This window comes from Streptomyces thermoalcalitolerans (assembly GCF_039525155.1).
In the GTDB taxonomy this organism is placed as follows: domain Bacteria; phylum Actinomycetota; class Actinomycetes; order Streptomycetales; family Streptomycetaceae; genus Streptomyces; species Streptomyces thermovulgaris.
The window spans coordinates 40512-54100 of the sequence record NZ_BAAAHG010000009.1; the positions used below are offsets into that span (position 1 = coordinate 40512).

17 protein-coding genes are annotated in these 13589 nt (G+C 72.3%); 2 read left to right on the forward strand and 15 right to left on the reverse strand.

The window, feature by feature from the left end:
• Positions 1–29: 29 nt before the first annotated feature.
• Positions 30–863 (forward strand): class I SAM-dependent methyltransferase, encoded by an 834-nt coding sequence (locus ABD224_RS07990; protein WP_344048388.1) that lies wholly within the window; start codon positions 30–32, stop codon positions 861–863.
• A gap of 130 nt (positions 864–993) precedes the next feature.
• On the opposite strand, the gene ABD224_RS07995 is transcribed toward ABD224_RS07990, so the two are convergent.
• The 13 genes from ABD224_RS07995 to ABD224_RS08055 all read right to left on the reverse strand — a co-directional run bounded on the left by ABD224_RS07995 (position 994) and on the right by ABD224_RS08055 (position 11142).
• Positions 994–1275: a gas vesicle protein K gene (locus ABD224_RS07995; protein ID WP_344048390.1), complete on the reverse strand. Its 282-nt coding sequence runs from the start codon at positions 1273–1275 to the stop codon at positions 994–996.
• Positions 1272–1469: a gas vesicle protein gene (locus tag ABD224_RS08000; protein WP_344048392.1), complete on the reverse strand. Its 198-nt coding sequence runs from the start codon at positions 1467–1469 to the stop codon at positions 1272–1274. Before ABD224_RS08000 ends, ABD224_RS07995 begins: the two co-directional genes overlap by 4 nt.
• A complete protein-coding gene (locus tag ABD224_RS08005; protein ID WP_344048394.1) occupies positions 1466–2338 on the reverse strand; it encodes a GvpL/GvpF family gas vesicle protein in 873 nt (290 codons plus the stop codon). The genes ABD224_RS08000 and ABD224_RS08005 overlap by 4 nt, the downstream gene beginning before the upstream one ends.
• Positions 2335–2706 carry a gas vesicle protein gene (locus tag ABD224_RS08010; protein WP_344048396.1) on the reverse strand — a complete coding sequence of 124 codons (372 nt, stop codon included), beginning with the start codon at positions 2704–2706 and terminating at the stop codon, positions 2335–2337. Before ABD224_RS08010 ends, ABD224_RS08005 begins: the two co-directional genes overlap by 4 nt.
• Complete coding sequence (locus ABD224_RS08015; protein ID WP_344048398.1) at positions 2703–3881, reverse strand: SRPBCC family protein; 1179 nt, start codon at positions 3879–3881, stop codon at positions 2703–2705. The genes ABD224_RS08010 and ABD224_RS08015 overlap by 4 nt, the downstream gene beginning before the upstream one ends.
• Positions 3878–4594 carry a DNA primase gene (locus tag ABD224_RS08020; RefSeq protein ID WP_344048400.1) on the reverse strand — a complete coding sequence of 239 codons (717 nt, stop codon included), beginning with the start codon at positions 4592–4594 and terminating at the stop codon, positions 3878–3880. The genes ABD224_RS08015 and ABD224_RS08020 overlap by 4 nt, the downstream gene beginning before the upstream one ends.
• Positions 4591–4854 carry a gas vesicle protein GvpG gene (locus tag ABD224_RS08025; protein WP_344048402.1) on the reverse strand — a complete coding sequence of 88 codons (264 nt, stop codon included), beginning with the start codon at positions 4852–4854 and terminating at the stop codon, positions 4591–4593. The genes ABD224_RS08020 and ABD224_RS08025 overlap by 4 nt, the downstream gene beginning before the upstream one ends.
• Before the next feature lie 4 nt (positions 4855–4858).
• Positions 4859–5638 (reverse strand): GvpL/GvpF family gas vesicle protein, encoded by a 780-nt coding sequence (locus ABD224_RS08030; protein WP_344048404.1) that lies wholly within the window; start codon positions 5636–5638, stop codon positions 4859–4861.
• Positions 5635–6066: a gas vesicle structural protein GvpA gene (locus tag ABD224_RS08035; protein ID WP_344048406.1), complete on the reverse strand. Its 432-nt coding sequence runs from the start codon at positions 6064–6066 to the stop codon at positions 5635–5637. Before ABD224_RS08035 ends, ABD224_RS08030 begins: the two co-directional genes overlap by 4 nt.
• Positions 6067–6124: 58 nt before the next feature.
• Positions 6125–6490 carry a gas vesicle protein GvpO gene (locus tag ABD224_RS08040; RefSeq protein WP_344048408.1) on the reverse strand — a complete coding sequence of 122 codons (366 nt, stop codon included), beginning with the start codon at positions 6488–6490 and terminating at the stop codon, positions 6125–6127.
• A gap of 112 nt (positions 6491–6602) precedes the next feature.
• Positions 6603–7559 carry a non-homologous end-joining DNA ligase gene (ligD, locus tag ABD224_RS08045; protein WP_344048410.1) on the reverse strand — a complete coding sequence of 319 codons (957 nt, stop codon included), beginning with the start codon at positions 7557–7559 and terminating at the stop codon, positions 6603–6605.
• Positions 7556–9403: a transketolase gene (locus ABD224_RS08050; protein WP_344048412.1), complete on the reverse strand. Its 1848-nt coding sequence runs from the start codon at positions 9401–9403 to the stop codon at positions 7556–7558. Before ABD224_RS08050 ends, ligD begins: the two co-directional genes overlap by 4 nt.
• Positions 9400–11142 carry an NAD(P)/FAD-dependent oxidoreductase gene (locus tag ABD224_RS08055; RefSeq protein WP_425580939.1) on the reverse strand — a complete coding sequence of 581 codons (1743 nt, stop codon included), beginning with the start codon at positions 11140–11142 and terminating at the stop codon, positions 9400–9402. Before ABD224_RS08055 ends, ABD224_RS08050 begins: the two co-directional genes overlap by 4 nt.
• Positions 11143–11654: 512 nt before the next feature.
• Here ABD224_RS08055 and ABD224_RS08065 point away from each other — a divergent pair.
• The gene (locus ABD224_RS08065; protein WP_344048416.1) at positions 11655–12002 is read left to right on the forward strand and encodes a VOC family protein; all 348 of its coding nucleotides are present in this window, start codon (positions 11655–11657) and stop codon (positions 12000–12002) included.
• A gap of 50 nt (positions 12003–12052) precedes the next feature.
• Here ABD224_RS08065 and ABD224_RS08070 read toward each other — a convergent pair whose 3' ends face one another.
• Together ABD224_RS08070 and ABD224_RS08075 are read right to left on the reverse strand one after the other, a co-directional pair.
• Positions 12053–12598 carry a GNAT family N-acetyltransferase gene (locus tag ABD224_RS08070; protein ID WP_344048419.1) on the reverse strand — a complete coding sequence of 182 codons (546 nt, stop codon included), beginning with the start codon at positions 12596–12598 and terminating at the stop codon, positions 12053–12055.
• Positions 12599–12664: 66 nt separating this feature from the next.
• The gene (locus tag ABD224_RS08075; protein WP_344048583.1) at positions 12665–13588 is read right to left on the reverse strand and encodes a S66 peptidase family protein; all 924 of its coding nucleotides are present in this window, start codon (positions 13586–13588) and stop codon (positions 12665–12667) included.
• Position 13589 lies beyond the last annotated feature (1 nt).

Below are 13589 nucleotides of genomic sequence, written 5' to 3' on the forward strand. Positions count from 1 at the left end.
CGACGGGGACGACAAGAAGGGGCACAGCCATGCGGAAGCACCGGGAAACCGCCGTCTACACCCATGGACACCACGAGTCCGTGCTGCGCTCGCACACCTGGCGCACCGCCGCCAACTCCGCGGCCTATCTGCTCGGCTCGCCCAAGCCCCATATGAAGATCCTCGACATCGGCTGCGGTCCGGGCACCATCACCGCCGATCTCGCCGCGCTGGTCCCCGACGGACACGTCACCGGCGTCGACCTGGCGGAGGGGATCCTGGAGCAGGCCCGGGCCACGGCCGCCGAGCGCGGACTGACCAACGTCGACTTCGCGGTGGCGGACGTGCACGCCCTGGACCACCCGGACGACACCTTCTGCGTCGTCCACGCCCACCAGGTGCTGCAGCACGTGGGCGATCCCGTGCAGGCGCTGCGCGAGATGCGCCGGGTGACGAGGCCCGGCGGGTACGTCGCCGTCCGCGACGCGGACTACACGGCGATGACCTGGTACCCCGAGGTGCCCGGCCTGGACGACTGGCTGGACCTGTACCGGCGGGTGGCCCGCGCCGGCGCCCGGGAGCCGGACGCGGGCCGCCGGCTGCGGTCCTGGGCGCTGGCGGCGGGCTTCACCGACATCACGGCCACATCCGGCACCTGGACCTATGCCACCGACGCCGAACGGGAGTGGTGGAGCGGGCTGTGGGCCGACCGCACCCTGGCGTCGCCCTACGCCGAGCTCGCCGTCGCGGGCGGCCACGCGACCGAGGAGCAGCTGCACGCCATGGCACGGGCGTGGCGGGAGTGGGGCGGGAAGCACGACGGCTGGTTCGCCGTCCTGCACGGAGAGATCCTGTGCCGCAAAGAGGACCGGGAAGAAGCCTGACAAGAAACCTGACAAACCGGACTGACAAGCCGGGCAGAAGGCCTGGCCCCGGCCTGTCCCGGCCCCGGCAAGGAGGCCTGGCAAGGGCGCCTGACAGGAAGGAACACCTGACCCCGGGACGCCCCGGACGTCACTCCCGGGGAAGCAGCGGGCCCAGCGGCCCGAGGTCCAGGTTCAGGTCCTCGGGCCGCAGTCCGTAGCGGTCACGCAGCTCGGCCATGCGGTCCTCCAGGAGCATCAGTGTGAGCCCGATCCGCTCCTCCTGCTCCTCGCTCAGATCCCCCACGTCGAAACGGCGCAGCGCCTGCCGCTCCATGAGCTGGCGCAGCAGCTCCACCACGGTGAGCACGAGCTTCACCAGGTCGCGCTCCACCGTGTCGGGGTCCAGTTCCACATGCCTGCGCGCGCTCATGGTCGCTCCTCGAGGACCTCGAAGGGGGACGGCACCTGTGCGTTCACCGAGCTGATCAGCGCGTTCAGGTCGATGCGGACGAGATCCACGTCCGCGATGCGCAGGGTGATGTCCCCGGTGATGACCACGCCGCCGGCCAGCAGCCGGTCGAGCAGGTCGACCAGGGCGATCTCACGGCGTTCGACGACCGTCATGCCCTCTCCCCCGGCTCTCCCGGCTTCCCCGGCTCCCTCAGCGCTTCCCGCCCGCCCCGTTCTTCCGGTTCTCCGGGTACTCCGGGTGCTCCGGGCTCTTCCGGCGTCTCCCCGGTGAAGGAGTACGCCGCCCAGGGTCCGGTGAGTTCCACGCGCACCCCCGGGACGTCGTCCTTCACACGGTCCACGAGTTCCACGAACTCCTCGGAGTCATGGCGCGTGACCAGGTAGGAGGCGTTGAGCACATTGCGCCCCTCCACGCCGGAGAGGGCGGGATTCTGCGGCGCGTGCAGCCGGGAGTCCTCCGCGAAAGCGGCGAGTTCTTCGTGCAGCCGGGCCGCGAACGTCTCCGCTTTCCGCCACATGTCCTCGCTCGCCCGCGTCTGCTGCCGCCGCTGCCGCAGATACTCCCGGCCCGACGCGGCCTTCGGCGCGGGCTGTGCGGCCGACTGTGCGGCCGACAAGGACTGCTCGGGCTCCACGTAGACCTTCACGCCCCACTCGACACGCCCCTCCAACCGGTCCAGGGTGGCGCGGAAGTGGTCCTCACGGGCCTCGATCATGGAGCGTACGCCGCTGTCGTCCCGGAAGACGGTGGCGAGCCTGAGCGGCAGCGGTGTGGTGACGACGGTGAGCGCGTCGACCACCCCCTGATGGGCACGGGCGGTGGCGGCCAGCCAGTCGAGGTCCTCCAGGTGGGCGCGGAGGGGCTCCTCGGAGAAATCCCGCTCCGGCACCTCGCTGACGACAGCCACCAGGCCGTGGTGGTGCAGCGGCTTGGCCGGGGCCCCCGCCACTCCGGTCAGCTGCACCTGCAGGGGCGCCTCGAGGGGGTGGCAGACGGCATAGACGTACCGGAGTCCGCTCATGGTGCCTCCTTGCGGGCGCGGTCCTGGTCCAGCCGGCGCTGCTCCGGGCGCTCCCGCCCCAGCTCCAGTTCCTCGAGGCGTGCCAGCCGCTCACGCAGCTCGGCGTTCTCCCGGGCGAGTTCGTCGCGACGGGCGCGGGAGGAGAGCGCCGGGTCGCTCTCCCACCAGTCGATGCCCATCTCCTTGGCCTTGTCCACCGAGGCGACGACGAGGCGGAGTTTGATGGTGAGCAGTTCGATGTCGAGCAGGTTGATACGGATGTCGCCCGCGATGACGATTCCCTTGTCGAGGACTCGCTCGAGGATGTCGGCGAGGTTGGCGCCGCTGCTCGGACCGTACGCGTCGGGCAGCCGGCTCGGGGTCGTCATCGGCGGCTCCTGCTTCCGGCGTACTCGTCCTCTTCCTCCTCGGGCTCTTCCTCGGGCTCTTCCTCGTACTCGTCCTCTTCTTCCTCGGGTTCTTCCTCTTCCGCCTCGGGCTCTTCCTCGTACTCGCCCTCGGGCTCCTCTTCCTCCTCGTATGCGTCCTCGGGCTCCTCTTCGCCCTCCTCCTCGTACTCGCCCTCTTCCTCCTCGGGCTCTTCGGGTTCTTCCTCCTCGTAGGCGGCTTCCTCCCCCTCGGGCTCCTCCTCGGCGCCCCTGGTGCCCTCCTGCTCCTCCTGAGCGACCGCCTCCTCGTGGCTGCGGACGACCTCGCCCTCGCGGATCTCTCCGCGCCAGGCGTCCTCGGCCTCTGTCTTGAGGGTGATGAAGCGGGCGAAGTTCTTCAGGTCGAGCCGGGCACGGCGGCCCTGGGCGCGCCAGATGTTGCCGGTCTTCTCGAAGAAGCCGCTGGGGTAGTACTCCATGACCAGCAGAATCCGGGTGAGGTTCTCCTCCAGCCGGTGGAAGGAGACGACCCCCTTGGTGGTCCCCTTGGCGCCCTCCGAGGTCCACTGGATGCGGTAGTCGGGCACCTGCTCGACGGTGTGCGCCTTCCAGCTGCGGCTGGACCACCACACCTTCAGCTGCCAGTCGGAGGTGGTGTCGTCGGACTTGCTCACGGCCTTGACGCCCTTGGCGAAGGTGCTGAAGTCCTGGAACTGGGTCCACTGGTCGTAGGCGGTGCGCAGCGGTACGCCGACATCGATGGACTCGATGATGACGATGGGCTTGTTGCCCCCGCGCTTCTTGCGCTTGCTCTTGTCGCCGCCGAGGTTCAGCGCTCCCATGACGTTTTCCTTGGCGCGGGAGGCGCCCATCTCCAGGGCGGTGCGCAGCGGTCCCTTGCCCTCGGCCAGCTTGCGGCCGGCGTCGAGGGCGAGCTTGCCGAAACCGGGGCTCTTGCCCTCGGCGATGTCGGTCAGTTTGCCGGTGGCCTCGCCGAGCTTGCGGCCGGTGCCGGCCAGCAGCCGTTCGGCCTGGGCGGCGAGGTAGTCCTTCACCTCCGCCTTGAGCCGGTCGGCGGCCTCGCTGTGGGCGAGGTCGGTCAGCGGGTTGTCCTCGGTCGCCTTGCCCGCTGCCTTGCCGGCGGCGGACGTCGCGGCTTTGAGGGTTTCGGTCATCGGTCACCGCCACCCTTCGACGGCCGGGAGCCGGCCGCGGCCGGCTTCTTCGTCGCCTTCTTGGCGGGGGCCTTCTTCGCGGCCTTCTTGGCCGGTGGGCCCGCGGGCGCCTTCTTGGCGGTCTTCTTGGCCGGGGGTTTCTTCGCCGCGGCCTTCTTCGCCGCGGCCTTCTTCGCCGCCCCCTTCCGGACCGGTTCGTCCTCGGCCTCCTCGGTCTCCTGGGGCTCCTCGGGTTCCTCCTCGAGCTCGTCCGCGGACTCGGGTTCCTCGGCCTCACGGCCCTCCCGGTCCTCGTACTCGGCCTCGCCCTCGACGGTCCTCTCCTCGTCGGCCTCGTCGGCCTCGCCGTTCCCACCGGTCCCGGCGGCCTTGCCGGCCTTGCCGGTCTCCGGTGCGACGCCGGCGAGCTGGTCGCGGACCTGCGAGGTACGGCCGTGCAGCCGGTCGGCGAGCGCGGTCATCTGCCGTTCGACCATCGCGCCCGAGGCCGCCTTGCCCACCCCTCGCAGGTCCTGGCGCAGCTGGTCCCCGATCTCCTTGATCTGGGGGTTGTCCTGCAGCTGCCGGTTGACCAGTTCCGCGACGCGGCCCGGGCTGAGCTTCAGCTTCTTGCCCGCCACCATGCTGCCCACGGCGAGCGCGAGTTTGGCCTTCTTCGTCCGTCCCAGGACGTATCCGGCCCCGATCGCGAGGCCAAGTCCCATTCGGTTCATCGTGCCGTCCCCTCACCTGATCCCGCGCCCCCGTGCATGCCGGTCTCCAGTCGGTCGAGGAGTTCGTCCTCCTGGCGGTCGAACTCCTCCTCGGTGATCTCTCCCGCCTCCAACTGCTGCTCCAGCCGGGCCAGTTCGGCCCGTACGGTGGCGGGGTCGTAGTAGATCCGCTCCGCTTCGCGGATCACCTGCCGGATTGCCCAGGCGCTGCCGCGTGCCGGAGCGAGCGGCAGCAGCAGCACCTCGGAGATGAGTCCCATGGCCTTACTCCGCTCCCGCGTCTCCCGCGTCCGCGCCCATGGCGGTGCCCGCCGGCTCGGCGGGGCCGAGCTCGACGAAGCTGTACGGCGGCAGCGGGCCGTTGACGCGCAGTTCGAGATGGGGCAGGTCCTTGCGGGCCTGTTCGACGGCGGCCAGGAACCGTTCGGCCCGGTCCCGGGCCACCAGGAAGGAGGCGTTGACCAGCCAGCCGGTGGACTGCGGGCCTTCGCTGACCGCGGCGGCGGCCGGCTGAAGGGCGTGCACCACCGCGTCGGCGTCCTCCGCCTCACGGGCCTGCACCGCGGCCGCCACCAGTTCGCCGAGCCTGATCTTGTCGTCGTAACTGCCGCCGCCGGCCTTCCGGTTGGCCTCCGCCAGGGAGCGGAGCTCCGCGTTCTCGGCCATCACGCGGTGCAGGACGGCCTCCTCGATGTGGCTGCCCTTGACGTTGTACTCGACCTTGCCGTCCAGCTCCCGCAGACGCTCCCCGTAGTGTTCGGCGCGCTCGTCGAGCACCGCGACGACGGTGTCGTCGTCCGGGGCGATGTTGCCGAACCGCATGGGCAGCACACAGCCGGCCGCGCCGGCCTCGGCGAGCACGTTCTGATGGGCGAGCAGGTCCCTGCGTTTGGGGCGCAGGCCCTCGGGTGCGTCACTGACGATCGCCGCCAGCTCGCCCGCCTTGAGCACACGGACCTCGCGCGGCGGGTCGCCCACACCGCTCAGGTCCTCCGGCAGGGCGGGGTGCGAGGCGGAGACGATCCCGTAGACATAGGTGCTCACTCCCGCTCCTCCCTCCTGCGCGCCGAGCCGGCCTTGCGTGCCTTCGGCCGGGGCTCGCTCTCGCTCGCGTGCTCCTCACGGGCTTCCCTGAAGGCCTCGGAGACCGTCTGCGCGGCGCCGGACAGGGCGCCCTTGGACTTGCCGCGCGCACCGGACTCGGTGACCTCGCCGACGATCTCGGGCAGGCCGGGGCTCTTGCGCGGGCCGGCCTCCAGGTCGAGGCGGTTGCACGCCTCGGCGAACCTCAGATAGGTGTCCACGCTGGCGACGACCACACGCACATCGATCTTCAGGATCTCGATGCCCACCAGGGAGACCCTCACGAACGCATCGATCACCAGTCCCCTGTCGAGGACGAGTTCCAGTACGTCGTAGAGGCCGCTGCTGCCGCCCCCGCCGCCGGATGTCTGTGCCGGGACAACGGTCATGCCGACCGCGCCTCCTTGTCTGTGTGCGGAACTGCTGGGGTGGGCGCGGGCGGGCGGCCTAGCGGCCGCCGGACCGATGTGCGTCGGCCCGCCCGCGTTCGTAGCGGTGGAGGCGTCGGTAACCGGTGAGCTGTCCCTCGGGGTCGAGCTCGACCAGGTAGCTCGCCATCAGGCTCATCGTGTCGGGCACTCGGGCGAGCTCGAGGACCTCGATCTCCAGGGACCAGCCGTCCTCCGTCTGCTCGAAGGAGGTGACGGACTCGGCGCTCAGACCGGTCAGCTCGGCGAACTGGGCCCGCGCCTCGCGCAGCACCTCCATCGGCCTGGGCCGGTGCGCCGCCGTACGGTTGTCGTCTTCGCTCGGTGACTCCTGCGCTTGCCGTGGTTCCGGTGAGTCCTGCGATGGGTTTCTTGTATTCGCCATGGCCACCTCTCTCCTCCGGGTGGCCTCAGCGCCGCCGGCCAAACCTTCGCGGGCGGAGGTGTCCTTCGTGTCCTCCGGCGGGGATGGTCCGTCCGCGCGCGGCGGGCGCGCCTCAGCCGCGCAGCGCGTCGAGGCGGCGCCGGGCCGGGCCCAGGGCGCGGCCCCGGCGCGGCACACCGGCCCAGGGGTCGGTACGGGCCTGGTCGGCCGCGTCGGCGATCGTCCAGCGGCGGGAGCAGAGCTCCGGGTCGTCGAGCTGGTCCCAGGAGATCGGGACGGCGACGGGCGCGCCGGGCCGGGCCCGTACGGTGTAGGGGGCGACCGCGGTCTGGGCGTAGCCGTTGCGCTGGACGTCCAGGTAGAGGCGGTCGCCGCGGTCCTTCTTGCGGGCGGCGGTGGTGAGCCGGCCGGGGTGGCCGGCGGCGAGCAGTTCGGCGACGTCCCGGGCGAAGCCGCGCACCTCGTCGAAGTCGTGGCGTCCGTCGAGACGGACGGTCACGTGCAGGCCGCGCGAGCCCGTCGTCATCGGCGCCGACGGCAGCCCCAGCTCGTCGAGCAGCTCCTTCAGCAGCCGGGCCGTCTCCCGTACGAACGCGAAGGCGTCCTCGGAGGTTCCCCCGGGCCGCTCGGACGCCGGGGGAGGGTCGAGGTCGAAGACCAGCAGATCCGGCCGCTCCAGGTGCCCGGTGCGGGACAGCCAGCGGTGCAGGGTCAGACAGGCCTGGTCGGCGAGGTACACGAGCGTCGCGGCGCTGTCGCAGACGGTGTGCGTGACCGTGCCGCCCTCCTTGGGGACCTCGGCCCGGGTGATCCAGTCCGGGTAGTGCTCCGGGGTGTTCTTCTGCATGAACGACGGGCCGTCCAGGCCGTCCGGGTGCCGCTCCAGCATCAGCGGGCGGCCCCGCAGGTGCGGGAGCATGAAGGGCGCCACGGACCGGTAGTAGTCGGCCAGGTCGCCCTTGGTGTACTCCTTGACGGCGCCGTCGCCGCCCGGGAACAGGACCTTGTCCGGCCGGCTCACCTCCACCGTGCGCCGGCCGGCCCGTACCGTGCGTGCGTCGCCGCTCACGGCACCACCGCCGCCTCCGCCAGCAGCCGTGCGGAGGCCGCGATCGACTCCGCGTCGATGCCCGCCGCGTGCAGCTGCTCGGCGGGCGAGGCCGAGCCCGGCATCGTACGGACGGCGAGCCGGACCAGGCGCGGCACCGGGCGTCCGTCGAGGAAGGCGTCGAGCACCGCGTCGCCGAGGCCGCCCTCCTCGCGGTGGTCCTCCACGGTGAGCAGACAGCCGGTCTCCTCGGCGGCCCGGCGCAGCGTGGCCCGGTCGACCGGCTTGACCGAGTACAGGTCGATCACCCGGGCCGCGATGCCGTCCCGGCCGAGGGCGTCGGCGGCGGCGAGCGCCTCGTGGAGGGTGACGCCCGCGGCGACGATCGTCAGCCGGTCCCGGTCGGAGGCGCGCAGCACCTTGCTGCCGCCGACGGGGAAGTCCTCCTCGGGGTCGTAGATCACCCGGCTCTCCCCGCGCGAGGTGCGCAGATAGCGGACGCCGTCCAGGTCGGCCATCTCCGCGACGAGCCGGGCAGTCTGGTTGGCGTCGCACGGGTACAGCACGGTTGATCCGTGGACGGCCCGCAGCATCGCCAGGTCCTCCAGCCCCATCTGGCTGGGTCCGTCCTGTCCGATCGCCACTCCGGCGTGGGAGCCGTTGAGGTTGATGCCGGCGCCGCTGACGGAGGCCATCCGGATGAAGTCGTGGGCGCGGGTGAGGAAGGCCGCGAAGGTGGAGGCGTACGGCACCCAGCCGCGCCGGGCCATGCCCACCGCCGCCGCGATCATCTGCTGTTCGGCGATGTAGCACTCGAAGTAGCGGTCGGGGTGTTTCTTGGCGAAGAACTCCGCACGGGTGGAGTCACCGACCTCGCCGTCCAGGGCCACGACCTCGCCGCGTGCGGTGCCGAGCGCGGCGAGCGCCCGGCCGTAGGCGTCGCGGGTGGCGACCTGGTCGCCCTTGTCCCAGCGGGGCAGCTCGAGGCTGCCGTTGCCCACGGCGTGCAGGAAGCGGGCGGAGTCCGGTATGTGCACCCGGACGCGGAGGTCGCGGACGCCGCCGAGTTCCTCGATCGCCTCCTCGGCGTCCTTCACCGGCTTGCCGTGCAGGCCCTCGCGGTCCTCGGTGGCCCTGACGCCCTTGCCCTTGAGGGTGCGGGCGATGATCGCGGTGGGTTGCCTCTTCGTGGAGACCGCCTCGCTGTAGGCGCGGTCGACGGCGTCCACGTCATGGCCGTCGATCTCGATGGTGTGCCAGTCGAAGGCACGGAAGCGGCGGGCGTAGGCGTCCAGGTCGTGGCCGTGACGGGTGGGGCCGCGCTGGCCGAGCCGGTTGACGTCGAGGATCGCGATCAGGTTGTCCAGGTGCTCGTACCCGGCGTGCTCGGCGGCCTCCCAGACCGAGCCCTCGGCCAGCTCGCTGTCCCCGCACAGCACCCATACGCGGTAGTCGGCGTGGTCCAGGCGCTTGCCGGCCAGCGCGATGCCGACACCGATGGGCAGGCCCTGTCCGAGGGAGCCGGTCGCCGTCTCCACCCATGGCAGCCGCCGGGGCGTGGGGTGCCCCTCCAGGCGGCTGCCCAGCCTGCGGAAGGTGAGCAGTTCCTCGTCGTCGAGGGCGCCGGCCGCCTTGTAGGCGGAGTACAGCAGGGGGGAGGCGTGCCCCTTGGACAGGACGAAACGGTCGTTGCCGGGGTGCTCGGGGTTCTCGAAGTCGTAGTGGAGGTGGTTCGCCAGCAGGACGGCCATCAGGTCGGCGGCGGACATGGAGGACGTCGGGTGCCCGGAGCCCGCGGCGGCGGCGGCCCGCACGCTGTCGACACGCAGTTGCTGCCCGAGTTCGACGAGTTCGTCGGTGTTCATGAATCTCCTTGCGTGGGTGTGTCGTCCCGCCTGACCGGCCCCGGGGCGGGATGGGCACCGCGGCGCCCGGCGGCCGGCTCCCTCTTCCCCGCGGGTTTTCCGGCCTCCCCTGCTTTCCCGGGCTTTCCTGCCCTTCCGGCCTTGCCGCCCTTTCCGGCCTTCCTGGCCTTTCCGGAGTGCTTCCCGGCGGACTTTCCCGCGGACTTTTCCGCGGGCCCGGGCCGGCTCTCGGCGGGCTCGGGCCGGCTCCTCTGCGGTTCACCGCCGGGCGGGCTCGCCGTGGGCTCCGGGGCGGGCCGGTGCGGTGCGGGCTCCGCGCCCGCCAACTGCGCCTTCTCGGTGTTGTCGATGATCTCGGTGAGCCTCTCGCCGCCGAGCTCGTCGGCCTCGCCGGACCCGGCGGCGCCTTTCTCACCTGCCTCGCCTGTCTTGTCTCCCTCCTGGCCCCGCGGCCCGCCCGGCACGCGTGCCAGCTCCGGAGAGGCCGTGTCCAGCGGCACCGACCAGGACCGCACGAGCCCCAACTGGACGGACTGGCGGGGCAGTACGGCCTCCAGGAGCCAGTCCGCGGCCACCCGGACCCGGTTGCCCGGCATCGCCGCAAGGTGGTAACCGTGCGTGACCGCGCCGGCCAGCGGGCCGGACAGCGGGACGCCGAACGGGTCGGCGGCGGCCTGCAATCCGCCGAGGTCCACCACGAACCCCAGGTCGCGGTGACGGTAGGGACGCCGCTCGCCGACCCCGCACGAGGCGGCGACGTTGACGGCCGCCGCCTTGCCCTGCCGCCAGGCGTGCTGGGCGGTCATCGGCGTGAACGCGCCGGGACGGTTCAGATCGGGCACGGCGGCCGCGTCCCCGCAGGCGAAGACCTCGGGCCGCCCCGGCACCTGGAGGAACGGGTCGACCACGAGCCGTCCGCGCTCCAGCGGCTGCCCGGTCCGCTCGACGAGCGGGTCGGGCCGTACGCCCACGCACCACACCAGCGTGCGGCTGCGGACGAACTCGCCGTCGGTCAGCAGCACCCCGTCGTGCGTGGCCTCCTTCACGGAGGTGCCCATGCGCACCTCGACGCCGCGCCGCCGCAGCACGCGGTCGGCGGTGGCCGACAGCCGCTCGTCCAGCTCCGGCAGCACGCGCGGCGCGATGTCCAGCAGCATCCAGCGGGGCCGCATCCCCTCCCGCAGCGGGTGGTTGCGCACCATCGAGTCGGTGAACATCGCACCGTGCGCGGCCACCTCGGTGCCGGTGTAGCCGGCGCCCACGACGACGAAGGTGCAGCGGGCCGCGCAGTCCTCGGGATCGTCGGTGGCCGCGGCGAGTTCGATCTGGCGGACCACGTGGTCCCGCAGGTACAGCGCCTCGGGCATGCCCCGGAAGCCATGGGCGTGCTCGGCGACACCGGGGATCGGCAGCAGCTTGTTGACGCTGCCGACGGCCAGCACCAGCCGGTCGTACTCCAGCGTGCCCTCCACGCCCTCGGGGTCGGTGTAGTGCACGGTACGGGCGTCCATGTCGATGTCGTCGGCCTCGCCGAGGACCAGCTGGACGCGGCGCAGTGTGCCGGACAGGGAGACGGCGACCCGGCGCGGCTCCAGGACGCCGACGGCGACCTGGGGCAGCAGCGGCAGGTACAGGAAGTAGTCGGTCGGGTTGAGCAGGGTGATCTCGGCCTTGCCCCGGGACATCCTGGACAGGGTCCGGGCCGCGCGGTAGCCGGCGAAGCCGGCACCGACGATCACGATGCGGGGTCGACTCACGGTTCGCCTCCGGCGCTGTCGCGGGCCAGACAAGGGACTTTCCGCGTCCCCCCGGCCCGAGCCCCCAAACGTCCGCTCCCGGTGGGCGGGGCGACGCGGCCGGGGGCCACCGCCTTTTCCGCCGCGGCGCCCGGACACCCCGGCACGGCGGATCCCCCCCCGCCCCTGCCGCGGAGGCATCGCCCGTGCCCGTGTACGGGCATCACCTGTCGTGCGGGCAGGACGACCCCGCCGGCCTCGTCGAGCAGGCGAGGAGGGCCCAGCAGGGCGGCTTCTCAACGCTGTGGATCTCGGACCACCGAGCGCTGTGGATCCCGGCCCCTACCGCCCCTGGAACACGGCGCAGAGCCGGCGTCCACTCGTGCGGCCGGTGAGCGGCGCGCTGTCCGAGGCGGTGTCCTCACCGCGCTCCGGCACGGGCCCGGGCGGCCGGGAACCGGACGGTCCCGCGCAGCGCGCCACGCGCCGTTGCATGGCCAACTACCCTCGTACGCATGGAGATTCTGGGAGCCAGCTTACGTGTCTGCGTCGACGATCTGGACGCGGCGGTGCCGTTCTACGAACGTCTCGCGGGCAGTAAAGCTCTCCGGTTCGAACGCGATGGTGTCCAGGTGGCGGCGGTCGGCTGCTTTCTTCTGATGAGCGGCCCCGAGTCCCAGCTGGAGGTGCTGCGCAAGGTGGCGGCGACCATCGCCGTCACGGATGTCGACGAGACCCGCACAGTGCTGACCGAGCTCGGCGCGCACATCCTCGCCGGCCCGGTCCCCACCCCGGTGGGCCGCAATCTGATCGCCCTGCATCCGGACGGGACGGTGTACGAGTACGCGGACCGCCGCGGCTGAGCCGGCCGGACGGGAACGCGCACATCAGGCCGGGCGGAGGAGGGCCGGGGTCAGGCGCGCATCTCGGCGGTGAGCGCCCAGCGCTCGTGGTCCCGCCAGGCACCGTCGACGAAGAGCATGTCCGGGGAGAAGCCCTCCAGACGGAAGCCGCAGGCGCGGGCGAGGGCGATCGAGGCGGTGTTGCGGGGCTGGACGTTGATCTCCAGCCGGTGCAGGCGCATCGGGCCGAAGGCGTACCCGATCACGAGGTCGAGGCCTTCGCGCATCAGGCCGCGCCCGGCGGCGTGCGCGAAGGCCCCGTAGCCGAGCGCACCGGACCGGAAGGCGCCGTACACGATGTTGTTGACCGTGATGAAACCGGCGAGGGAGCCGTCGTCCTTCTCGCAGACCAGGAAGCCGGCCCGCGCCGGGTCCTCGGTCACCCGCCGCGCGTACGCGGCGTACGCCTCGGCCGTGTCCGGCGGGAAGAGCCACGGATGGTGCAGATCCTTGCTCTCCCGGACCCGGGCGGTGAACTCGGCGCCGTCCTGAAGGGTGAAGGGACGGATGCCCACGCGGGGTCCTTCGGCGAGGTAGCGGGAAGCGGTGCGCGGCACCCCGTCACTCTACGTCCTACGTCGCTCCGCGCCCGGCCGGGCATCCGGCACCGCTCCCGTGTCCGCTCAGCGCAGGGCGGGCTCGTCGAGTGTCAAGGTGCCCGCGTCGGCGTCGAGTTCGGCCAGGACGCCGAAGGGGATCGTCAGCGCCCCGTCGCAGTGGCCGAAGCCGACGTCCTCGGCGACGGGGACGCCGAGCGTGCCGAGCCGGTCGGCGAGGAGGGCCCGGACACGGTCGGGGGTGTCGCAGTTCTCCCAGGAACCGAGGAGCAGCCCGCGGACCCCGTCGAGCCAGCCGGCGCGCAGAAGCTGGGTGAGACAGCGGTCCAGGCGGTACGTCTCCTCGCCCACGTCCTCCAGACAGAGCAGGCCGCCGGCCGCACCGGGCCGGGTGTGCGGGGTGCCGAGGCCGGCGGCGAGCAGGGTCAGACAGCCGCCGAGTGTGACGCCCCGGGCCCGTCCGGGGACCAGGGCCGTGCCGCCGGAGACGATCGTGCGGACCGTCTCGGGGGCGAAGAGGGTGGCCCTGAGGTGGTCCTGAGCGCGGGCGTTCTTGACGAAGTCGACACCGGCGGCCATCGGCCCGTGCAGGGTGACCAGGCCCAGGCGGGTGGCGAAGGCCTCGTGCAGCGCGGTGATGTCGCTGAAGCCGACGAACACCTTCGGCCCGGCCGCCCGCATGGCCTCCCAGTCGAGCAGGTCCACCATGCGCTGCGCGCCGTACCCGCCCCGGGCGCACAGCACGGCGTCCACCGAGGGGTCGCACCAGGCGTTCTGCAGGTCGGCGGCGCGGTCGGCGTCCTTTCCCGCCAGGTAGTCGAACGTGTCGTGCCGGTCCAGTACGTGCGGTGCGACCACCGGGTCCAGGCCCCAGCCGCGCAGCAGGCCGAGTCCGGCCTGCAGCCGTTCCTCGGGCACGGGTCCGCTGGGCGCGACGACGGCCACCCGGGCACCGGGGGCGAGCCGCTCGGGGCGGCGCAGTTCCTTCACG